The sequence below is a fragment of the Streptomyces sp. B8-7 genome, from assembly GCF_058833805.1.
This window is the reverse complement of sequence record NZ_JBYRRL010000002.1, coordinates 490,047-510,448: the sequence shown is the minus strand read 5'-3', so window position 1 is coordinate 510,448 and position 20,402 is coordinate 490,047. Positions and strand designations below refer to the sequence as shown.

Here is a 20,402-nt window from a genome sequence, read left to right as displayed (position 1 = left end):
GCGCGCTGCCGCCGACGCCGCCGTGCCCGGCGGGTGGCCGGGGCGGCGCGGTCAGGGGGCCGGGGTGTACAGGCCGGTGAGGGCGCCGACCGGGTCGTGGTCCGGGGTGCCGCGGGGCCACCAGTCGTCTGCTCCGGGCTCCGACTCGTAGGCGTACCAGAGGTGGTCGCGGCCGAGGCGGAGCTGGAGGTGGCCGCCGGGGTGGGTGAGCCGGTTGCGGGCGGGGCGGAAGGCGGGCAGGTCCGCCGCGAGCAGGAGGGGGCGCGCCCGGTCGAAGCGCCCGGCCGGCGGGTCCCACGGCTCCTCCAGGGCCGCGAGCCCGTCCGGGCCGCCCTGCCGCCACGCGGCGACCGCGCGGGCCAGCTCGGCCGGGGTGCGGCCGGCCGCTGCGGACAGCGACGCGTACAGGGCGCGGGTGCCGGCCGTCAGTCCGGAGCCGGGGCGGGCCGCGGCCAGGCGCACCGCGTCGTGCCACAGTGTCAGCCCGGCCATCGGGTCCTCTCCGGTGGCCAGCAGCCGGTGGGCCCGCGCGGCGGCGTCGGTGGCCAGTTGGTCCAGCGCGAGCGGGTCCGGACCACCCGGCGCGGCCGGGTAGGCGGGCGGCTGCTCCGGGTGCGCGGGCGGCGGGAGCGGGGCGGGCAGCGGCGGGCGTTCCCGCCGGGCGAGCACCTCGCTCGCCCGGACCCCGGGGAGTGCGGCCGGGTCGCCCTCCCGGGCCGCCCGCACGGAGCGCGCCGCGCTGCGGCGCGACAGCGCGTCCAGCAGGGCGCGTTCCCCCCTGCCCCGCAGCAGGAGCAGCACGAACGGATCGGTGTCCAGCAGCCGGGCCGTCTGGTAGCAGAGGGCCGCGGCGTGCTTGCAGGGGCGGCCGCTGTCCGGGCAGCTGCACCGGGGCTCGAGGTCGCCGGGGCCGGGCAGCAGGGAGGTGCCGGTCTCGGCGAGGGACGGGGGAAGTTCCCCGTCGAGCAGGGCGGCGATGTGCGCGGGCTGCTCGGCCGCGGCGTCCAGGAACCGCTCCCAGTCGGCGTCGTCCAGCGTACGGACCCGGATCTGGACCCGGTAGGGGCGGGGACGGCTGCCCTGCACATAGGCCAGGACCAGGCCGGGCGTCACCGTGATCGCGTCCACGTGGCCCCGCTCCGCGTATCCGCGTCCTCGGGCCAGTCGCGCGACGTCCAGCGCACCGTCCTCCAGCGCCCGCACCCAGGCGCCGCCCCACCAGGACGCGGCGGGGCCGGAGCCGCCGGAGACCGGGGCGAGCGCGGGGAAGGTGCGGCGGAGGTCGTGGTCGCGGCGGGGTGTGGCCATGGTGGGCGGTGCCGCCGGAGGACGCGGCGGACGGGTGGGGGTCCGGTCGGCCGGCGTGACCGGGCCGGGGCCGGGCTGGGGAGCGGCGGGCGGCGGGGCGGGGTCGGCGCTTCGGCGGGTGCCGGGGGCGGGGGCGGGCTTCCGGCGCGGTGCGGGTGTGACGGCTGCCCCGGGGTCGGATCCGGCCGTGCCGTCGGGGGCGGCCTCGGACGCGGCGCGCTGCTCGGCCCGGGCCGCCCGCAGCGCGGCGCGCGCGGCGTCGCCCGGACGGGACAGGTCGTCGGGGCGGGCGGGGTGGCCCGCCCCCGTGGGGCTGCCGGGGAGTGGCTGGACGCCAGGGGGGACCGGGCCGGGCGGTGCCGCGGACGCCGAGGGCTCCTGCTCCGGCTCGGTCCGGTGCGGGCCGCGCCGCAGCGCCGCGCGGGCGGCGTCGCCGGGGCGGGCCGGGCCGTCACCCGGGGGGCGGCGCGTTCCGGGAGTCCGCTTCCGGGTCCGGCCGGGGTCCGGCTCCGGGGCACCGCGCTCCAGGGCCGCCCGCAGGGCGCGGCGTGCCGCGTCCGCGGGGCCGGGGTGCGCGGCAGCGGGGGCGGGGTGCGCGGCAGCGGGGGCGGGGTGCGCGGCAGCGGGGGCGGGGTGCGCCGCGGCGGGGGCGGCTCCCTGGGCCGGGGAGCGGTCCGGGGCAGCGGGCGCGGCGACAGGCGGGACATGAGCCGAAGGCGGACCGGCCGCGTGCGGACCGGCCGGGGCCGGGTCGGCCGCCGAGGCCCCGTCCACGGTCAGGGCCTCCGTGGCCGGAGCACCGCCGGCCGAGGCCTGCACGGCCTCGGCCCGGTCGATCGCCGAAGCCCCGTCGGCGGCAGGGGCGAGGCCGGCGGCCGAAACCCCGTCGGCAGCCGGGGCACAGTCGGCGTCCGAAACCCCGTCGGCGGCCGCGGCGCGGTCGCTGGACGGTGTCGGGGCCGGACCGGGGGCGGGGGGTGCGGCCGGGGGCGGGCCCTGCAGCTCGCGGGGTTCGTCCGTCATGACGTCCTCCGCAGCGACACCAGGTCGGACAGCTCCCGGTCGGTGAGTTCGGTGAGGGCGGCCTCGCCGGAGCCGAGGACGGCGTCGGCGAGGGCTCGCTTGGCGGCGAGCATCTCGGCGATGCGGTCCTCGACGGTGCCCTCCGTGATGAGGCGGTGCACCTGCACGGGCTGGGTCTGGCCGATGCGGTAGGCGCGGTCGGTGGCCTGCTCCTCCACCGCCGGGTTCCACCAGCGGTCGAAGTGGATCACGTGGCCCGCACGGGTGAGGTTGAGGCCTGTGCCGGCGGCTCTCAGGGAGAGGACGAGCACCGGGGTGGCGCCGCTCTGGAAGCGGTCCACCATGCGCTCCCGCTCCTCCACCGGTGTCCCGCCGTGCAGCAGGTCCACCGGGATCGCGCGGGCCCGGAGGTGCCGGCCGATGAGCCGGGCCATGCCGACGTACTGCGTGAAGACCAGGGCCGAGCCGTCCTCCGCCAGCAGGGTGTCCAACAGCTCGTCCAGCAGGGCGAGTTTGCCGGAGCGGGCGGCAGGCGGGCCCAGGACCTGCCCCTCGTCCTCCTTGAGGTAGAGGGCCGGATGGTCGCAGATCTGCTTGAGCGCGCCGAGGAGTTTGAGCACCAGTCCGCGCCGGGCGATGCCCTGCGCCGTCTCGATGGCCAGCAGCGACTCGCGGACCACCGCCTCGTACAGCGCGGCCTGTTCGCGGGTGAGCGGCACCGGGTGGTCGGTCTCGGTCTTCGGCGGCAGTTCGGGCACGATCCCGGGGTCGGACTTCCTGCGGCGCAGCAGGAAGGGCCGTACGAGCCGGGCGAGACGCGTGACCGCCTCGGTGTTCTCGGTGGTCCCGGCGCCCCCGGCGCCCCCGGCGCCCCCGGCGCTCCCGGCGTTCTCCACGGCGCGTGCGTGCCGGGCACGGAAGGACTTCAGCGGGCCGAGCAGGCCCGGGGTCGTCCAGTCCAGGAGGGCCCACAGTTCGGAGAGGTTGTTCTCCACCGGCGTTCCGGTGAGGGCCACGCGGGCGGGTGTGGGCAGCGTGCGCAGCGCCTTCGCGGTGGCGGAGTGGGGGTTCTTCACGTGCTGCGCCTCGTCGGCGACGACCATGCCCCAGGTCCGCTCGGCGAGTGCGGGGGCGGACCCGCGCAGGGTGCCGTACGTGGTGAGGACGAAGCCGCCGTCCAGGCCGGTCAGGCTGCGCTCGGCGCCGTGGAAGCGGCGCACCGGGACGCCGGGCGCGAACCGGGTGATCTCCCGCTGCCAGTTGCCCAGCAGCGAGGCCGGGCAGACCACCAGGGTCGGTTCGGTGCGGGCGCGTTGGAGGTGCAGGGCGATGACGGTGACGGTCTTGCCGAGACCCATGTCGTCGGCGAGGCAGCCGCCCAGCCCGAGCGAGGTCATCAGGTCGAGCCAGGCCAGGCCGCGGAGTTGGTAGTCGCGCAGGGTGGCGGCGAGCCCTGCGGGCGGTTCGGCGGGGCGCACTCCGGCGGTCAGCCGGTCGCGCAGAGCGGCGAGCGCGCCCACCGGGACCGCCTCCACCGCCTCGCCGTCGACGTCCGCGCTGCCGGTGAGCGCGACGGACAGTGCTTCGACCGGGTCGAGCAGCCCCAGTTCGCGCTTGCGCGCCTTGCGGACGAGAGCGGGGTCGACCAGGACCCACCGGTCGCGCAGCCGTACGACCGGGCGGTGGGCCTCGGCCAGCGCGTCCATCTCGGCCTCGCTGAGGGGGTCGCCGCCGAGGGCCAGCTGCCAGCGGAAGCTGAGCAGTTCGCCGCTGTCGAAGAAGCCGGTGCCGTCGGTCGCCGAGCCGGGCGCGGGCCGTACCACCGCCGCCGCGGTGAGGTCGCGGGCGAGGTCGCGGGGCCAGTGCACGGCGACGCCCGCCGCGGCGAGCCGGGCGGCGGCCGCCCCGAGCAGATCGGCGGCCTCCTCCTCGGACAGGGCCAGGACGTCCGGCACGTCCTGCTCGACGAGCCGCTCCAGCGGCGGCCAGACCCGTGCCGCGCGGCGGACGGCGAGGGCGGCGTCCACGCGCGCGCGGGGGCCGAACGCCCCGTCGGCCTCCCCCGCCCACAGGGCGGCGGCATCGGCGACCAGGGTGGGGTCGGCGAGGCTGTGCACCTGGACGATCGCGGCGCCGGCCCGCCGGGTGTCCCGGCCCGCCCCCGGCGCGGAGGCCGGGCCGGTGGTGGGCTCCCCCGCCGTGTCCGTGTCGAACACCTCGTACGCCGACAGGTCCAGGCGCAGTGAGACACGTACGCCCGCGTCCATGCCGGCGGCGACCTCGGCGGCCCAGTCGCGGGCGTCGGGCAGGAGCTGGGGACGGGTGTCGGCGAAGGGCCGGCCGACGGCGTGCGGGGCGGCCGGGGTGCGGGGCAGGGTGTCCGCGACGGCGTCCACGAAGGCCCGGACGAGGGCCTCCGGCTCCGGCAGCCGTACGGGGCCGGGACCGGGCAGCGGGACGGCGTGGCCCTCGGCGGGCAGGGCTGCCGCGACGGCGCGCAGATGCGCGATGTCCTCGGGGTCGAGGGGCCCGGCCCGCCAGGCGTCGTGCCCGGACGGGGTGAGGCCGGGCAGCAGCCTGCCGCGGGCGACGATCCGCAGCGCGTGCAGGGCGGCCGCACCCCAGCAGGCCGTGGCGGGATGGGCCGCCGGGTCGCGACGGGCCCGGGCCAGGACGGGGAGCGCCTCGGCCAGGGGCAGCACGAACGCGGCGGCCGGGCCGCGGCGGACGCCCTTGCCGTGCGGGCGGACCACGGTCAGCTCCGTCCGGTCGGCCGGGTCGATCCGGTCCGTCCGGTCGGTCCGGTCGGTCCCGCGCGGCGACGGCGGGGCGTCGTCCTGCCGGGCCGCGCGGTTCTCAGCTCCGGGGCCGGCTGCCGGGGGCGGGGCGCCGTCGGGGTCCCAGAAGGCGACCCGGCCCTCGCGGGGAAGGCGACCCGGCAGGAAGACCGCGGCGAGACGCACCGGCACGGACGGCTCCGTGGTCCGCTGCGGGACGACGGCCCCGGTGGCCCCGCCCACTCGGGTGGCCCCGCCCGCCCCGGCCCCGTACGGCGTGCCGGTCCGCCCCGCCCCGAAGGCCGGGGCCGCGCCCGCGGCCCCGACCGTGTCCGTGCTCGTAGTCGTGCTCGTAGTCGTGCTCGTAGTCGTGCTTGCAGTCGTGCTTGTCGCTGTGCTCGTCGTTGTGCTCGTGCTCGTGCTCGTGGTCGGGCTCGTGCTCGTGGTCGTGCGCAGGGCTGCCCGCCCCGGCGCCGTGTCGCGCATCCGTCCTGTCACCTCCCGCCCGTGTGCCGCCGGTGCCGCTTCGGCCGTCGTCGGCCGTCTTCGGCTGTCTCCGGCTGTCTCCGACTCTACGGGCGGGGTCCGACAGTCGGCCGCGGCCGGTCGGCCGCGGCCAGCCCGGTCACGGGACCGTGCGGGAGACGACGTACACGAACGGGTTGTTCGGCTCGGACAGGTTCACCACGACGTCGTGCGTGGGCGCGGGCTGTCCCTGTTCGTGCACGAGGCCGTACCAGGGCCCGGAACCGCTGAAGTCCCAGCCGGTGACCTTCCGGTCGCGGGCGCTGACGGTGATGTCGTCGCGCTTGAGGGCGGTCCGGTCGGTTCCCAGGCTCCGCAGGAACTGGTCCAGGTTCGCGTTGGGGGTCTGGAACTGGACGTAGAGGCGGCTGGTCTTCCAGTTGTTGGTCTCGTAGTAGGCGACCTTGCCCGACGGGTGCGGGATCGGCACCTGGTAGAGGCGGCGCTGGACCTTGGAGGGCCAGTCGTCGGTCAGACCACGGGCGGAGTAGCGCGCCTCCTTGTCGCGGCCGCTGGCCCGGCTCTGCTCGGCGGAGATCGCCAGGTAGCCGGCCGGTACGCCGATGAGCAGCACGATGATGAGCAGGGTGAGCGCGCGGCGGACGTTGCGGTGGCGGCGGCCCTCCGGGCTGTCCGGCGGCTCGTCCGGCGGACCGGGCTGGCGCGGCAGGGACTGCGTCACAGCGACCCCTCCGTCCGCCGGGCCGCCGCGAGGCGTTCGTAGCGCTCGTACCGTTCCACCCGGCGGCGCTTGGCGCGCCGGAAGCGACGGGCGACCAGGCGGGCGAGGTCGGCGGCTCCGACCATGCCGGCCTCGGGGCCGAGCTGGGCCCGCACTATGCGGGCCTCGGGGCGGTAGCCACGGCCGGTGAGGTGGCGTTTGAAGGCGTCCCGGGCGGGGCCGATCAGCAGGTCGTCGGCGGCCGAGACGCCGCCGCCGATCACGAAGCAGGAGGGGTCGAGGGCGGCCGCGAGGTTGGCGATACCGACACCGAGCCACTGGCCGATGTCCTGGAGCAGCTCGATGCACATGGCGTCGCCGTCGCGGGCCAGCTCGGTGATCACCGGGCCGGTGATGTCGCCGACCTGGCCCTTGACGTGCTCGATGATCCCGTAGGCGACCGGGGAGTCGGCGGCGGCCAGTTCCCTCGCCTCGCGGACGAGCGCGTTGCCGGAGCTGTACTGCTCCCAGCAGCCGCGGTTGCCGCAGGGGCACCGGTGGCCGCCGGGCACCACCTGCATATGGCCGAACTCTCCGGCGACGCCGTACTTGCCGCGCTTGACCTGGCCGTCCTCCAGGATGGCGCCGCCGATGCCGGTGCCGAGCGTGATCATCACGAGGTGGTCCTCGCCGCGGCCGGCGCCGAAGCGCCACTCCGCCCACGCGGCGGTGTTGGCGTCGTTGTCGACCAGCACGGGCACCGACAGGCGGCCGGAGAGGCGGTCCCGCAGCGGTTCGTTGCGCCAGGACAGGTGGGGGGCGAACAGCACCCGGTTGCGGTCGGCGTCGACCCAGCCGGCCGCCCCGATGCCGACGGCGTGCACGTCGTGCCGGTCGGACAGGTCCAGGACCAGTTCGACGATGGTGTCCTCGACGACCCTGGGGCTCTTGGACTTGTCCGGCGTCTCGGCACGGAGCTTCTCCAGGATGTTGCCGTCGGCGTCGACCACGCCCGCCATCACCTTGGTGCCGCCGATGTCGATGCCGACGGTGGGCACGCGGGGCGCCGTCAGGTGCGAGCGGCGTTCCCGGGTGCCGACCGTGCGCAGGACGGTCGCACGGCGGGAGCCGATGGGGGCGGTGAGGTCGCGGTAGGTGCTCATCATCAGGGCCGATTCTGCCGCACGCGCGCGCCGTGTGCGGACCGGCGGGCGAGGGGGCGGGACATGTCGCGGGCGGGTGCGGGCGGGGTGAAGGGCGCGCCGTTGCCGGTCGCCCGTCGGTCCCGGTGGCCGGCGCCGCGGCCGGGGCCGGTGAAAACTCCCGGTCAGGGGTGCCGAGCGGTGGTGGTCACGGTCGCGGCAGCGGCCGCGTCGGGGGTCCTGCGTGGTGGCGGTCGCCGCCACTGTCACAGATCGGTGCCGACCGCGGTCACGGTCACGGCACGGCTCGGCTCGGGTCCCGGCCGTGACCACGGCCGTGGCCGCGGCTGCGCTCCGGGCCGCCGTCGCACCGCGGTGCCGGGCGCCGCACACCACGTGCCGGGTGCCCGGGGTGCCGCGTGCCCGGGGTGCCGCGTGCCCGGGCGTCGCGTGCCGGGCGTCGCGACGGGGCGAACGCCGCCTGCCGCGGCGCTAGGGCGTGTCGCGCTCCAGTTCGTGGCGCAGCGCGTCGAGCTCCGTTCCGCCTGCCATCTGCCGGGTCAGTTCGTCGAGGGTGATCTCGTCCCGGGTGTGGTTGCCCACCATGGTGCCCCGCTTGAGGAGCACGAAGCGGTCCCCCACGAGGTAGGCGTGATGGGGGTTGTGGGTGATCAGTACGACACCCAGGCCCGCGTCGCGTGCCGCGGCCACGTACTTCAGGACGACGCCCGACTGCTTGACGCCCAGGGCGGCCGTGGGCTCGTCGAGAACGAGGACCTTGGCGCCGAAGTGCACGGCGCGGGCGATGGCGACGCACTGGCGTTCGCCGCCGGAGAGCGTGCCGATCGGCTGGTCGACGTCGCGCAGGTCGATGCCCATGCGAAGGAGCGCGGCATGGGTGGTGCGACGCATGTGGGCGACGTCCATGCGCCGGAAGGGGCCGGCCCCCTTCCGGGGTTCGGAGCCGAGGAAGAAGTTCCGCCACACCGGCATGAGGGGGACGACCGCCAGGTCCTGGTAGACGGTCGCGATGCCCCGGTCCAGAGCGTCGCGCGGGGAGGACAGCCGGGTCTCCTCGCCCTCGATGCTCAGGACGCCGCCGTCATGCCGGTGCAGTCCCGCAATGATCTTGATCAGGGTTGACTTGCCGGCGCCGTTGTCGCCCAGGACGCAGGTGATCTCCCCCGCGCCGACGGTCATCGACACGCCGTCGAGGGCGCGGACGGTGCCGTAGTGCTTGCTGACACCGGTCAGCTCGACGAGGGTCACTTGGCGGCCTCCGCACGCTTGCGGACCCAGGCGTTCAGCAGGGTCGCGAGGAGCAGCATCGCTCCGAGGAAGAACTTGAACCAGTCGGGGTTCCACTCGGCGAAGACGATGCCCTTGCTGGTCATGCCGAAGATGAGCGCCCCGACGGCGGAGCCGACGGCGCTGCCGTAGCCGCCGGTGATCAGACAGCCGCCGATGACGGCCGCGATGATGTAGATCAGCTCGTTGCCGACGCCCTCGCCGGACTGGACGACGTCGTACGAGAAGAGCAGGTGCTGGCCGGCGACCCAGGCGCCGAACGCGACGCCCATGTACAGGGCGGTCTTGGTCCTGGCGACCGGGACGCCGACGGCGCGGGCCGCGTCCTTGTTGCCGCCGACGGCGAAGATCCAGTTGCCGAAGCGGGTGCGCAGCAGGATCCAGGAGGCGACGGCGACGAGTGCGCACCACCACAGGATCGTGATCTTGAAGTCGACGTCACCGATCGTCCAGGTCGACGCGAAGACGTCGCGGGCCGAGGAGAACCCCTCCATGTCGTCGATGCTCTTCGTCGAGACCGTGCCGGCGACCAGCTTGGTGAAGCCGAGGTTCATGCCCGTCAGCATCAGGAACGTGCCGAGCGTGATGATGAAGCTGGGCAGGCCGGTACGGGTGAGCATGAGCCCGTTGAACGCGCCGATGGCGAGGGTGGCCAGCAGGGAGACGCCGACGCCGACCCAGACGTTGGCGGTCATCTGGTAGCTGAACATCGACGAGATCAGCGCCGAGGACGTGACGAGCACCCCCGCGGAGAGGTCGAACTCGCCGCCGATCATCAGCAGCGCGACCGGGACGGCCATGATGCCGATGGTGGAGGACGCGTACAGGACGGTGCTCAGGCTGGAGGCCTGCAGGAAGCTGTCGGCGACCGCCGAGAAGAACACGAAGACGGCGATCGCGCCGACGACGGAGCCCAGCTCGGGGCGGCCGAGGAGCCTGCGCAGCGATGCGCCGCGCGCCGGGAGCTCCTGCGCGACGGCGCTCATCGGGTACCCCGCCGGGTGTAGGCCCCGAGTGCGGCCGCCTGGTCCTTGGTGACGATCTGCGGGCCGGTCAGCACGGGCTTGCCGCCGCCGAGCACGTCGGCGTTGTAGCGGTAGAGCCAGAGCAGGTCGACGGCCTCGTAGCCCTGCAGGTAGGGCTGCTGGTCGACGGCGAAGCCGAGGGTGCCGTCCTCGAGGCCGGCCGCGACCTTGGCGTTGAGGTCGAAGGTGTCGATCTCGGCGTCGCTGCCGGCGCCGCGCCTGGCCTTCACTGCGGTGTCGGCGAAGGGCGCGCCGAGGGTGACCACGGCGTCCACGGAGCGGTCGGCCTGGAGCTTGGCCTCGATGGCGGACTGCACGTCGGGCATGTTGGTGCCGTTGACGTAGAGGTTCTGCACCTCGCCGTCGAAGGTCTCCTTCACGCCGGCGCAGCGCTGCTCGTGGCCGACGTTGCCCTGCTCGTGCAGGACGCACACCGCGTTCTTGCGCCCGCGGCGGTTGAGCTCCTCGCCGACGGCCTGGCCGGCGACCGTCTCGTCCTGCCCGATGTGGGTCAGGGCGCCGAAGGCGCGGGACTCGGCGGAGCCGGAGTTGACGGTGATGACCGGGATGCCGGCCTTCACGGCGCGGGCGACGGCGGCCTTCATCGCGTCGGGCTTGGCGAGGGTGACGATGAGCCCGTCGACCTTCTTGTCGACGGCCGCGTCTATCAGCTGCGCCTGCTGCTGGGCCTCGTCGTCGTGGGAGTACAGGAAGTTGATGTTGTCCTTGGCGGCCGCGTCCTCGGCGCCGCTCTGGACGATGTCCCAGAAGGTGTCGCCGTCGCCGGAGTGGGTGACCATCGCCACGGTCCAGCGGGGGGTGGTCACCGCGGCCTTGCCCTGGGCCGCCGCGGCCTTGCGGGCGTCCTCGGCCCGCTTGCCACCGGTGCTGCTGCACGCCGCCAGGGACACGCTGAGTGCTCCCGCCAACGCGATCCCTGTCCACGTCCGAAACCGTGCCACGAGGCCGAGCCCTTCCTTCCGTGTCGACGCCGGGCCGGTCCCACGACCGGCCGCAAACGCTCCAGTATCGGGCATGCGGGCGGCGGCCCCGCAGGCGGGGAGCACAGATCGGCTGATTTTTATCGGTACATGACATCGATGCGTCCCCCCGGAGACGCCGGGCGGGACCGTCCGGCGCGGCAGGGGTCAGCGACGCGGGACCGTCCGGTGCCGCAGGGACCGACGGCACGGGACCGTCCGGCGCGACAGGCGTCGGGGGGCACGGGACCGTCCGGCGCGGCAGGGGTCAGGGGCGCGCGAGGAGCTGGAACTCGAAGGAGTAGCGGCTCGCCCGGTACAGGTGGCTGCCGTGCTCGACGGCCCGGCCGGTGTCGTCGAAGGCCGTGCGCTCCATGGTGAGCAGCGGCGCGCCCTCTCTCTCGTCGAGCCGCTCGGCCTCGGCGGCGCCGGCGGCGCGGGCCCCGACGGACTGGCGGGCGCTGTGCAGGGTGATCCCGGCGGCGCGCATCAGCCGGTACAGGCCGGTGGCCTCCAGACGGGCGGTGTCCAGGTCCAGCAGCCCGGCGGGCAGGTGGTTGCACAGGTGGGCGAGCGGCTCGCCGTGCGCGAGGCGCAGCCGCTCCACGCGCTGCACGTCCGAGCCCGGCGGCACGCCGAGCGCGGCGGCGGTCTCGGCGGAGGCGGGCACCAGGCTGTTGAACAGCACTCGGGTCACCGGGCCCTGGCCGGCCGCCGTCAGGTCGTCGTAGAGGCTGCTGAGTTCCAGCGGGCGCCTGACCCTGCTCTGCACGACCTGGGTGCCGACACCGCGGCGCCGCACCAGCAGCCCCTTGTCCACCAGGGACTGGATGGCCTGCCGGACGGTGGGCCGGGACAGCCCGAGCCGGGCCGCCAGGTCGATCTCGTTGCCCAGCAGGCTGCCCGGGGTGAGCGCACCCTGCTCGATGGCCGCCTCCAGCTGCTGCGAGAGCTGGAAGTAGAGGGGCACCGGGGAGCCGCGGTCCACACTGAGATCGAGTCGTACGGCCGGATCCACGTCTGGTTTGGGCACGGCCCGAGCGTAGCCCCGTGACGGGTTGACGGGAAGTTGTGAAGTCACATTGTCCGGACATACACATTGACAGATCCCCGGTCGCCCCTCACCTTGATTCCATGCGCATCGGGGTCATCGGTACGGGCCGCATCGGCACCTTCCATGCGAACACGCTGAGCCGCCATCGCGACGTCGGATCTCTGATCCTCACGGACGCGGACCCCGCGCGGGCTCAGGACCTCGCGCACCGGCTGGGTGAGACGGCCGCGCCGGGTGTGGACGAGATCTTCAAGTGGGGCGTGGACGCCATGGTGATCACCACGGCGACGTCCGCGCACGCGGAGCTGATCGGGCGGGCCGCCCGTTCGGGGCTGCCGGTGTTCTGCGAGAAGCCCATCGCCCTGGACCTGCCCGGCACGCTGCAGGCGATCGCCGAGGTGGAGACGGCGGGCACGGTCCTGCACATGGGTTTCCAGCGCCGCTTCGACGCGGGGTACACCGGTGCCCGCGACGCGGTCCGCTCGGGCCGTCTGGGGCGGCTGCACACGGTACGGGCCATGACCTCCGACCCGGCTCCGCCGCCGCCCGGGTATCTGCCGCTGTCGGGCGGGCTGTACCGGGACACCCTGATCCACGACTTCGACGCGCTGCGCTGGGTGACCGGCCACGAGGTGGTCGACGTGTACGCGGCGGGTTCGGACGCGGGGCCCGCCATGTTCCGGGAGGCCGGCGACATCGACACCGCCGCGGCGGTGCTCACCCTGGACGACGGCACGCTCGCGACGGCGACGTCGACCCGCTTGAACGGCGCGGGATACGACGTGCGGATGGAGCTCGCCGGGGAGCTCGACCAGATCACCGCCGGCCTCGACGACCGCACGCCGATCGCGTCGACCGAGCCGGCCGGGCCGCCGGCCGCCTCCAAACCGTGGACCGGTTTCCTGGAGCGCTTCGGGCCGTCCTACGAGGCGGAACTCGCCGCGTTCGTCGAGGTCGTACGGGGCGAGCGGGCCAACCCCTGCGACGGGCGGGAGGCCCTGCAGGCCCTGCGGATCGCCGAGGCCTGCGAGCTCTCCCGGCGTGAGCACCGACCGGTGCGGCTCGCCGAGATCGCGGGCGGGCGGGACACGGACGCGTAGCCACCGGCACACGAACGGTCACCGGCACACGGGGGGTCACCGGCACACGGGTGGTCACCAGCGCACGGGCAGGGTGCGCATGCCGCGCATCAGCATGCCGGGCAGCCATTCCCCGGCCGGGCCGTCGAGGGCGAGACCGGGGGCGCGCTCCAGCAATGTGCGGATCGCGGTGCGGCCCTCCAGGCGGGCCAGCGGGGCACCCATGCAGAAGTGGATGCCGTGGCCGAAGGCGACATGACCGCGCGGATCGCGGCGTATGTCGAAGCGGTCGGCGTCCGGATAGCGCTCCGGGTCACGGTCGGCGGCGGTGAGTCCGACGAGCACGGACTCGCCCTGGGCGATCGGCACCCCGGCGATCTCCATCGGCTCGGCGGCGAACCGGTACGTGGCGTTCTCCACCGGTCCCTCCCAGCGCAGCATCTCCTCCACCGCACCGTCGAGCAGGCTCATGTCGGCACGCAGATCGGCGAGTTGGCCGGGGTGGGTGAGCAGCGCGTGCACACCGTTGGTGATGAGGTTGACGGTCGTCTCGTGGCCGGCGATGAGCAGCAGGTAGGCCATGCCGCGCAGTTCGCCCGCGGAGAGCCGGTCACCGTCCTCGGCGGTGGTGCGGATCAGGTCGCCGAGCAGGTCGTCGCCCGGGCTGCCGGACCGCTTGTCCTCGATCAGCGCGGTGAGGTAGTCGGCGAGGGCGAGCACCGCGTCGTGCTCGCTGCCGGAGCTGGTGGGTGCCACCACCTCCGTGGAGATCTCGCGGAAGGCGGTGCGGTCCATCTCGGGAACGCCCAGCAGCTCGCAGATGACGGTCAGGGGCAGCGGGAAGGCGAAGGCCTCCACGAGGTCGGCGCTGCCCCGCGCCAGCATCGCGTCGAGCAGGTCGTCGGTGATCCGCTGGATGCGGGGGCGCATCGCCTCCACCCGCCGCACGGTGAAGGCGCGTGACACGAGGGAGCGCAGCCGGGTGTGGTCGGGCGGGTCGACGCTCAGCAGGTACTTGCCGATGTGCTCCTCGTCGAGGAAGGTCAGGCCGACCTTCGAGGGGTCCTTGGCGAGGCGCGGGTCCGCGAGAGCCGCGCGGGCCTCCTCGTGTCCCACGACGAGCCAGGTCTCGTGTCCGGTCTCCGCTCCCGGCGGCCGTACCCGGTGCACCGGACCCCGGGCGCGCAACGCGGCGTAGGCCGGGTGGGGGTCGGTGCGGAACGTGTCGCCGAACCCGCCCAGGTCGATCACCTCGGTCATGGATCCTCCCCCGGCGACCCGAGTCGCCCCTCGTGTTCCGTTGTTCCGTCACCCCGCCCAACGCTCGGGCCGCGGGAAGAGTGCCTGCCCGGCGGATCCGCGGGGGTGCTTTTCGCGTCATACGGGGAGGACGGAGGCCGTGGGAGGGTGCGGACGGGCTCCCCGGCGCCTCGTATGGTGCGCGGGGCAGTGGTGGTGCCCGGGGCACCGGGTGGGGGTGGCCGACCGGCGAAGACGTGCGAAGGCACACGACGAGCAAGCAGCAGCACGGACAGGGGAGGAGACGGCATGCGCGAGGTACTGCGGCGGCGACCGGTTCTGGGGAGGCTGGTGATCGCTGCCGTCGGTCTGAGTCTGCTCTCGCTGGCGAGCTGGCAGCTGAGTCGGGCGGTGGGTCCCGTGTTCCCGGAGCGGCCCGCCTGGGACCTCGGGAGCGCGGGGCCGTGGGTCGCCTCCTACGCCCGGGCGATCGCCGCCGGGTCGTGGGGCGCGGCCCGGTCCTGCTTCGCGCTGTCCGTCCTGCTTCTGGTGCTGGACACGGTGTACCGGGCCGTGGAGCGGCACCGCAGGGGCGCCCGGAGCAGCCATCAGGTGTCCTGAACCCGAGTCCCGGCCCCCACCGCTCCGCAGCCCGGAGCCTCCCGGGCCGAGACCGCCGCGCCGCTGCCGGGGCGCACCGTCCGAGCCGTGGCGGGCTGACCACGGCGGCACGACCACCGGGGCGGGCCGGGGTCTCGTGGGCCGGCCTCCGGGGATCAGCCTTCCGGGGGCAGGTCGAAGCTGCCGTACTCGGGCGCGCCGTCGAGGTCGTAGGTCTGGAGGGAGACGCCCGTGGAGGTGAACCGGCCGGTGCGGTGGCGGAAGCGGGCCGGGGCGGCGCCCTCCCGGAACAGGCGCCGGCCCGAGCCGAGCACCACGGGGAAGGTCAGCAGGTTCAGGGTGTCGACGAGGCCGAGCTCCAGCAGGCTGCCGACCAGGGCACCGCTGCCGTGGGTCTGCACCTCGCCGTCGGTGCGCTCCTTCAGGTCCGAGACCTCCCGGGCGAGGTCGCCGCGGAGCACGGTGGTGCCCGGCCAGTCCGGTGTGCCGAGGGTGGCGGAGACGACGTACTTCGGCAGCCCGTTCAGCCTGCCGGCGACCAGGCTGTCCGGATCGGTGATCTTCGGCCAGTAGGAGGCGAAGATGTCGTAGGTGCGGCGGCCCAGGAGGAACGCGGCCGGGCGTGCGAAGACCTCGTCGACGAACGCGCCGAAGTCCTCGTCGCCGTACGGGACGCACCAGCCGCCCCGTTCGAAGCCGCCGGAGGTGTCCTCCCCGGGGGCACCGGGCGCCTGGTAGACGCCGTCGAGGGTGACGAAGACGGTGGAGACGAGCCGGCCCATGGCGGGTGCCTTCTTCCGGTGAGTGCGGTTGCTGTCACCGCATGAGACCCGGTGGCCGCCCGCGATTCATCGGTGCGTCCGGGCCCGGATCCGCGACTGTCCCGCGCGTCGTGACGGCCGCCGCCGCGTCGACGGCCCGCCGCGTCGACTGCGCCGCCCCGTCGAAGGCGCCACCGTCGCGGTCCAGGTTCCCCGCTCCCGGCCTGCGCCCCTGACCCCCGGCTCCGGCTCCCGGGTCAGCCGCCCAGCTCCTGGTGCCGGGCCGTCAGGGCGGCGGCGCCCTGGGCGGTGAGGGAGCCGTAGAGGTGGAGGCGGGAGATGCCGCCGTCGGGGAAGATGTCCACGCGCGCGTGCGTGCCGGCCGCGGCCTCGGGCAGGGCGAACCGGTGCCGGGTGTCGGGCTGGAGGCGGGTGCGCGGGAGGATCTCGGTCCACTCGCCGTCCTCGCCGTCCTTGACGGAGACGGAGGCCCAGCCGGCGCTGTTGCCCTTGAGGTACGCCGTGTCGATCTCGATCGCGCGGATCTCGGACCGGGCGGCGAGCCGGTAGCGGATCCAGTCGTTGCCCTGGTCGCGACGGCGACGGGTCTCCCAGCCGTCGTCCATCTTGCGGGAGCGGCCGGGCTGGATGGTGTGGGTGGCGGGCGAGTAGAAGAGATCGGAGGCGTCCTCCACCTGGCCGCCGTGCTCCAGCGCGACCACGTCGAAGGTGCCGAGCACGCTCAGCCACGCGGGGTCGGGCACGACCTCGCCGTACACGCGCAGACGGGCGATGCCGCCGTCGGGGTGCTGGTTGAGACGCAGATGGGTGAAGCGCTGCTCCACCGACACGGCGAAGCCGTTCGCCGCGTGGCCGCCGACGGCGGTGCGCGGCACGAGGGTGGTCCACCCGACGTCGCCGCCGAGGAGTTCCTCCGGCGACGGGGAGCCCGGCACACAGGCGCCCTCGACGGACACGGCCTGCGGGTGGTTGCCGCGGAAGTGGGCGGTGTCGACGACGAGCCCGCGGACGACGCCGGGCGCTCCGAGGCGGATCAGGGCCCAGTCGTGGTCCTCGGCGGTGGGCCAGGGGTGGCCGGCCGACACGCCGCGGCGGCGCCGGGTCTCCCAGCCGTCCATGACCTTGCCCTTGTGACCGAAGTGCTCGGGGTCGAACTCGGCGCGCTCGGGGAGAAGAAGGTTCTCGCGCTGGGCGAAGAACTCGTCGTTGGCGGCGATGACGCCCGCCCCGAGGCGCCGGTCGGCGAGGTCGGCGTACCGGGTGAAGGGGAAGTCGGCGGTGCGGTAGTCCGCGTAGGGGTCGCCACCTGAGTAGGGGTTCGCGTCGCCGGTGAAACTCGGAATCGCCGTCACGGTGATCAGGTCGTCCTTTCGGGATGCCGGCGCGGATGCGCGGTGGCGGATGTGCGGTGGAGGATGCGCGGTGGAGGATGCGCGGTGGAGGATGCGCGGTGGAGGATGCGCGGTGGAGGATGCGCGGTGGCGGACGCGCGGGGAACGGGTCAGCTGGGGCGGGTGAGGAGACGTCCCTGCGGCTCGGTGAACTCGCCGTCGGCGACGATGCGCCGGCCGCGCAGCCAGGTGGACCGCACCACGCCGTACAGGGTCCGGCCGGCGTAGGCGGTGACACGGTTGCGGTGCTGGAGGGCGGCGGGGTCGACGGTGAACGTCGCGTCGGGGGCGAGCACGGCGAAGTCGGCGTCGCGGCCGGCCTCGATGGCACCCTTGCGGGTGAGGCCCGCCAGTTCGGCGGTGCGGGTGGACATCCAGCGGACCACGTCCTCAAGGCCGTGCCCGCGCCGGCGGGCCTCGGTCCACACGGCGGGCAGGCTGAGCTGGAGACCGGAGATGCCGCCCCAGGCGGTGGCGAAGTCGTCGGTCTTGAGGTCGGCGGTGGACGGGGAGTGGTCGGTGACCACGCAGTCGATGGTGCCGTCGGCGAGGGCCTGCCACAGCAGGTCCTGGTTGGCGGCCTCGCGGATCGGCGGACAGCACTTGAACTCGCTGGCCCCGTCGGGGACTTCCTCGGCGGTGAGGGTGAGGTAGTGCGGGCAGGTCTCGACGGTGAGCCGTACGCCCTCGGCGCGGGCCGCGGCGATCAGCGGCAGTGCGTCGCCGGAGGACAGGTGCAGGACGTGCACGCGCGCCCGGAGCCGCCTGGCCTGGTCGACGAGCTGGGCGACGGCGGTGTCCTCGGCGTCCCGCGGGCGGCTGGCGAGGAAGTCCGCATAGCGGGGACCGCCCTGCTGCGGGGCCGCGGCCAGGTGGTGCGGGTCCTCGGCGTGCACGATGAGCAGACCGTCGAAGGAGGCGATCTCCGCCAGGGACCGGGCGAGTTGCCGCTGGTCCAGGTGGGGGAACTCCGCCACACCGGACGGCGACAGGAACGCCTTGAAGCCGAAGACGCCGGCCTCGTGCAGAGGGCGCAGGTCCTTGACGTTGTCGGGCAGGGCGCCGCCCCAGAAGCCCACGTCGATGTGCGCCTTGTCGGCGGCCACCCGCCGCTTGGCCTCCAGGTGGGGGACGGTGGTGGTCGGCGGAAGGGAGTTGAGCGGCATGTCGACGAGGGTGGTGATGCCGCCGGCCGCCGCCGCGCGGGTGGCGGTCCAGAAGCCCTCCCACGCGGTGCGCCCGGGGTCGTTGACGTGCACGTGGGTGTCGACCAGGCCGGGCAGCAGGACGTCGTCGCCGAAGTCCTCCAGCCGGGTGCCGTCCGGTACCGGGGCGGCGTGGGGCAGGACCGCGGTGATGGTGCCGTCTGCGACCGCGACGGACGCGGCGCGCGTCCCCTCCGGTGTGATGACGCGTGTGGAGCGCAGCATCAGTTCAGCGTCGGACACCGGGGACCCCTCTCTGCCGCGTTACGTCCGCGAAACGAAATTCAACACTCTGTTGAACTTGTTCAGGAGTCTTCACTCCCGTCGCAGCCCCGTCAAGAGCACACGCCTCCACGGTGCACCCTCAGCCCACACCCTGGACTTTTTCACAAGGCGGAAATAGACTTCCGGTGAGCAGAACGTAGCTATGCACAACCGGGAAGCCGGCCGGCTGCCGGGTAGGCTGCTGCCCTCCCGCCAGTTCGAAAGGAACGCGCCGTGCCGACGTCCAGCGCCAGCACCAACGACTCCGCCAAGTCCGCCACGGGCGGGGTCCAGTCCCTCGAGCGCGCCTTCGATCTGCTGGAGCGGATGGCGGACGCGGGCGGCGAGGTGGGGCTGAGCGAGCTGTCGGCCAGCAGCGGACTGCCGCTGCCCACCATCCACCGGCTCATGCGGACGCTCGTGGCCTGCGGCTACGTCCGCCAGCAGCCCAACCGGCGGTACGCGCTCGGCCCCCGCCTGATCCGGCTCGGCGAGTCGGCCTCCCGGCTGCTGGGCACCTGGGCCCGCCCGTACCTGGCCCGCCTGGTCGAGGTGACCGGCGAGACGGCGAACATGGCCCTGCTGGACGGTGACGAGATCGTCTACGTCGCCCAGGTTCCCTCCAAGCACTCCATGCGGATGTTCACCGAGGTGGGCCGCCGGGTGCTGCCGCACTCCACCGGCGTCGGCAAGGCCCTGCTCGCCCACACCCCGGACGACGAGGTGCGGGCCCTGCTGTCCCGCACCGGCATGCCCGCCGCGACGGAGAAGACCATCACCACGCCCGACGGCTTCCTCGCGGCGCTGGCCGAGGTACGCCGCCTCGGGTACGCCGTCGACGACAACGAGCAGGAGATCGGCGTGCGCTGTCTCGCCGTCTCGGTGCCCGACTCCCCCACCGCGGCCGCCATCTCCATCTCGGGCCCGGCCGGCCGGGTGACCGAGGGAGCCACACAGGACATCGTGCCCGTCCTCCAGCAGATCGCCGGGGAACTCTCCGAGGCCCTCGCCAGCCAGAGCCCCGCGTAGAGCCCGCCGGACGAACCGGCCCGGCGGGGCACCGGCCGGCCGGTCCCGCACGGCTCCCCGCACCCGCACAGCCCGGACCCGCACAACCCGGACCCGCACGGCACCACCCGCACGGCACCACCCGCACCCGGCGCGGCGCGCCCCGGACCCGGCGCGCCCGACACTCCGTCCGGACCCCGCGCCAGGGCTGATGTCGCGTCAGGTATGCAGGACGCATGACGGAACGGACCGAAGAAGCCGCACCACCCGCACCCCGGACGTCGCGGGCACCGCAGGTGCACGCCCCCGAGGACCCGGTGGCCGGACTGGTGCTCGCCGCGGGGGGCGGGCGGCGGCTCGGCGGGCGGCCGAAGGCCCTGCTGGTCCACCGCGGCCGCCCCTTGGTGGAGCACGCCGTGGCGGCGCTGCGCGCGGCCGGATGCACCCGGGTGCACGTGGTGCTGGGCGCGCGCGCCGACGCCGTGCGCGAGCGGGCGCGGCTGGACGGATGCGTGCTCGTGGACAACCCCGAGTGGGAGCAGGGCATGGGGTCCTCGCTCCGCGCCGGCCTGGCCTCCCTCGCCGCGGTGGGCGCGCAGGCCGCGCTCGTGTCGCTGGTCGACCAGCCCGGCGTGGGCGCGGCCGCGATGGCACGGGTCCGGGCCGCCTACACCGGTGAGCACTCCCTGGCCGCGGCCGCCTACGACGGCGTACGGGGCCATCCCGTGCTGTTCGGTTCGGCGCACTGGAGCGGCATCGCGGCGAGCGCCTCAGGCGACCAGGGAGCCCGCTCCTACCTGCGGGAACACGCGCGGGAGATCACGCTGGTGGAGTGCGGTGACGTGGCCGCGTCGCACGACGTCGACACCGAGGCCGACCTGGACCACCTTGAGTGAACGAGGTGGCACCGTGCGCCACCTTGCCTCGACTCGGAGAATCTCGACATCAACAAACCATTGAGATTCCACAATGAGGAAACTACTATCCACTGATCAGAAGCACTCGACCGC

The 20,402-nt window shown here is 74.6% G+C and carries 16 protein-coding genes; 4 read left to right on the top strand and 12 right to left on the bottom strand.

The features are described 5' to 3' along the window. Positions 1 to 51 precede the first annotated feature (51 nt). From AC5K6T_RS10940 to AC5K6T_RS10905, 8 genes are all read right to left on the bottom strand, one after another. A complete protein-coding gene (locus tag AC5K6T_RS10940; protein ID WP_493207981.1) occupies positions 52 to 2,331 on the bottom strand; it encodes an SWIM zinc finger family protein in 2,280 nt (759 codons plus the stop codon). Continuing rightward, entirely contained in the window at positions 2,328 to 5,351 is a 3,024-nt protein-coding gene (locus tag AC5K6T_RS10935) for an SCO1167/SCO6262 family helicase (RefSeq protein ID WP_493207979.1), read from the bottom strand. Before AC5K6T_RS10935 ends, AC5K6T_RS10940 begins: the two co-directional genes overlap by 4 nt. 382 nt (positions 5,352 to 5,733) lie before the next feature. Further along, positions 5,734 to 6,315 (bottom strand): sugar kinase, encoded by a 582-nt coding sequence (locus tag AC5K6T_RS10930; RefSeq protein WP_493207978.1) that lies wholly within the window; start codon positions 6,313 to 6,315, stop codon positions 5,734 to 5,736. Continuing rightward, a complete protein-coding gene (locus tag AC5K6T_RS10925; RefSeq protein ID WP_493209287.1) occupies positions 6,312 to 7,457 on the bottom strand; it encodes an ROK family glucokinase in 1,146 nt (381 codons plus the stop codon). The genes AC5K6T_RS10930 and AC5K6T_RS10925 overlap by 4 nt, the downstream gene beginning before the upstream one ends. 471 nt (positions 7,458 to 7,928) lie before the next feature. Next, positions 7,929 to 8,705, bottom strand: a complete 777-nt coding sequence (locus AC5K6T_RS10920) for an ATP-binding cassette domain-containing protein (RefSeq protein WP_493207976.1) — start codon at positions 8,703 to 8,705, stop codon at positions 7,929 to 7,931. Continuing rightward, positions 8,702 to 9,730 carry an ABC transporter permease gene (locus AC5K6T_RS10915; protein WP_493207975.1) on the bottom strand — a complete coding sequence of 343 codons (1,029 nt, stop codon included), beginning with the start codon at positions 9,728 to 9,730 and terminating at the stop codon, positions 8,702 to 8,704. The genes AC5K6T_RS10920 and AC5K6T_RS10915 overlap by 4 nt, the downstream gene beginning before the upstream one ends. Continuing rightward, a complete protein-coding gene (locus AC5K6T_RS10910) occupies positions 9,727 to 10,731 on the bottom strand; it encodes a sugar ABC transporter substrate-binding protein (RefSeq protein ID WP_493207973.1) in 1,005 nt (334 codons plus the stop codon). The genes AC5K6T_RS10915 and AC5K6T_RS10910 overlap by 4 nt, the downstream gene beginning before the upstream one ends. 286 nt (positions 10,732 to 11,017) lie before the next feature. After that, entirely contained in the window at positions 11,018 to 11,767 is a 750-nt protein-coding gene (locus AC5K6T_RS10905) for a GntR family transcriptional regulator (RefSeq protein WP_493209285.1), read from the bottom strand. A gap of 116 nt (positions 11,768 to 11,883) precedes the next feature. On the opposite strand from AC5K6T_RS10905, the gene AC5K6T_RS10900 reads away from it, so the two are divergent. After that, complete coding sequence (locus AC5K6T_RS10900) at positions 11,884 to 12,903, top strand: Gfo/Idh/MocA family protein (protein ID WP_493207971.1); 1,020 nt, start codon at positions 11,884 to 11,886, stop codon at positions 12,901 to 12,903. A 54-nt stretch (positions 12,904 to 12,957) separates the two neighbouring features. Here AC5K6T_RS10900 and AC5K6T_RS10895 read toward each other — a convergent pair whose 3' ends face one another. Continuing rightward, the gene (locus AC5K6T_RS10895; RefSeq protein WP_493207970.1) at positions 12,958 to 14,142 is read right to left on the bottom strand and encodes a cytochrome P450 family protein; all 1,185 of its coding nucleotides are present in this window, start codon (positions 14,140 to 14,142) and stop codon (positions 12,958 to 12,960) included. Between the two features lie 288 nt (positions 14,143 to 14,430). Here AC5K6T_RS10895 and AC5K6T_RS10890 point away from each other — a divergent pair, with 288 nt between their 5' ends. Then, complete coding sequence (locus tag AC5K6T_RS10890; protein WP_493207968.1) at positions 14,431 to 14,742, top strand: hypothetical protein; 312 nt, start codon at positions 14,431 to 14,433, stop codon at positions 14,740 to 14,742. 155 nt (positions 14,743 to 14,897) lie between these two features. Here the strand turns inward: AC5K6T_RS10890 and AC5K6T_RS10885 are convergent, their stop codons facing one another. The 3 genes from AC5K6T_RS10885 to allB form a co-directional block, all read right to left on the bottom strand. After that, entirely contained in the window at positions 14,898 to 15,524 is a 627-nt protein-coding gene (locus AC5K6T_RS10885) for a dihydrofolate reductase family protein (RefSeq protein WP_493207967.1), read from the bottom strand. Between the two features lie 236 nt (positions 15,525 to 15,760). Next, complete coding sequence (gene alc, locus AC5K6T_RS10880; RefSeq protein WP_493207965.1) at positions 15,761 to 16,876, bottom strand: allantoicase; 1,116 nt, start codon at positions 16,874 to 16,876, stop codon at positions 15,761 to 15,763. Positions 16,877 to 17,025: 149 nt separating this feature from the next. Then, a complete protein-coding gene (gene allB, locus AC5K6T_RS10875; protein ID WP_493207963.1) occupies positions 17,026 to 18,363 on the bottom strand; it encodes an allantoinase AllB in 1,338 nt (445 codons plus the stop codon). A gap of 255 nt (positions 18,364 to 18,618) precedes the next feature. Between allB and AC5K6T_RS10870 the strand changes: the two genes are divergently transcribed. Together AC5K6T_RS10870 and AC5K6T_RS10865 are read left to right on the top strand one after the other, a co-directional pair. Next, positions 18,619 to 19,413 carry an IclR family transcriptional regulator gene (locus tag AC5K6T_RS10870; RefSeq protein WP_493207961.1) on the top strand — a complete coding sequence of 265 codons (795 nt, stop codon included), beginning with the start codon at positions 18,619 to 18,621 and terminating at the stop codon, positions 19,411 to 19,413. A 215-nt stretch (positions 19,414 to 19,628) separates the two neighbouring features. Continuing rightward, entirely contained in the window at positions 19,629 to 20,288 is a 660-nt protein-coding gene (locus AC5K6T_RS10865; protein WP_493207960.1) for a nucleotidyltransferase family protein, read from the top strand. Positions 20,289 to 20,402 lie beyond the last annotated feature (114 nt).

Bases quoted from the DNA above. Each gene is read 5' to 3' on its own strand.
- AC5K6T_RS10940 (WP_493207981.1), bottom strand. From the start codon at position 2,331: ATGACGGACGAACCCCGCGAGCTGCAGGGCCCGCCCCCGGCCGCACCC.
- AC5K6T_RS10925 (WP_493209287.1), bottom strand. From the start codon at position 7,457: ATGAGCACCTACCGCGACCTCACCGCCCCCATCGGCTCCCGCCGTGCG.
- AC5K6T_RS10915 (WP_493207975.1), bottom strand. From the start codon at position 9,730: ATGAGCGCCGTCGCGCAGGAGCTCCCGGCGCGCGGCGCATCGCTGCGC.
- AC5K6T_RS10900 (WP_493207971.1), top strand. From the start codon at position 11,884: ATGCGCATCGGGGTCATCGGTACGGGCCGCATCGGCACCTTCCATGCG.
- AC5K6T_RS10895 (WP_493207970.1), bottom strand. From the start codon at position 14,142: ATGACCGAGGTGATCGACCTGGGCGGGTTCGGCGACACGTTCCGCACC.
- AC5K6T_RS10890 (WP_493207968.1), top strand. From the start codon at position 14,431: ATGCGCGAGGTACTGCGGCGGCGACCGGTTCTGGGGAGGCTGGTGATC.
- AC5K6T_RS10885 (WP_493207967.1), bottom strand. From the start codon at position 15,524: ATGGGCCGGCTCGTCTCCACCGTCTTCGTCACCCTCGACGGCGTCTAC.
- AC5K6T_RS10865 (WP_493207960.1), top strand. From the start codon at position 19,629: ATGACGGAACGGACCGAAGAAGCCGCACCACCCGCACCCCGGACGTCG.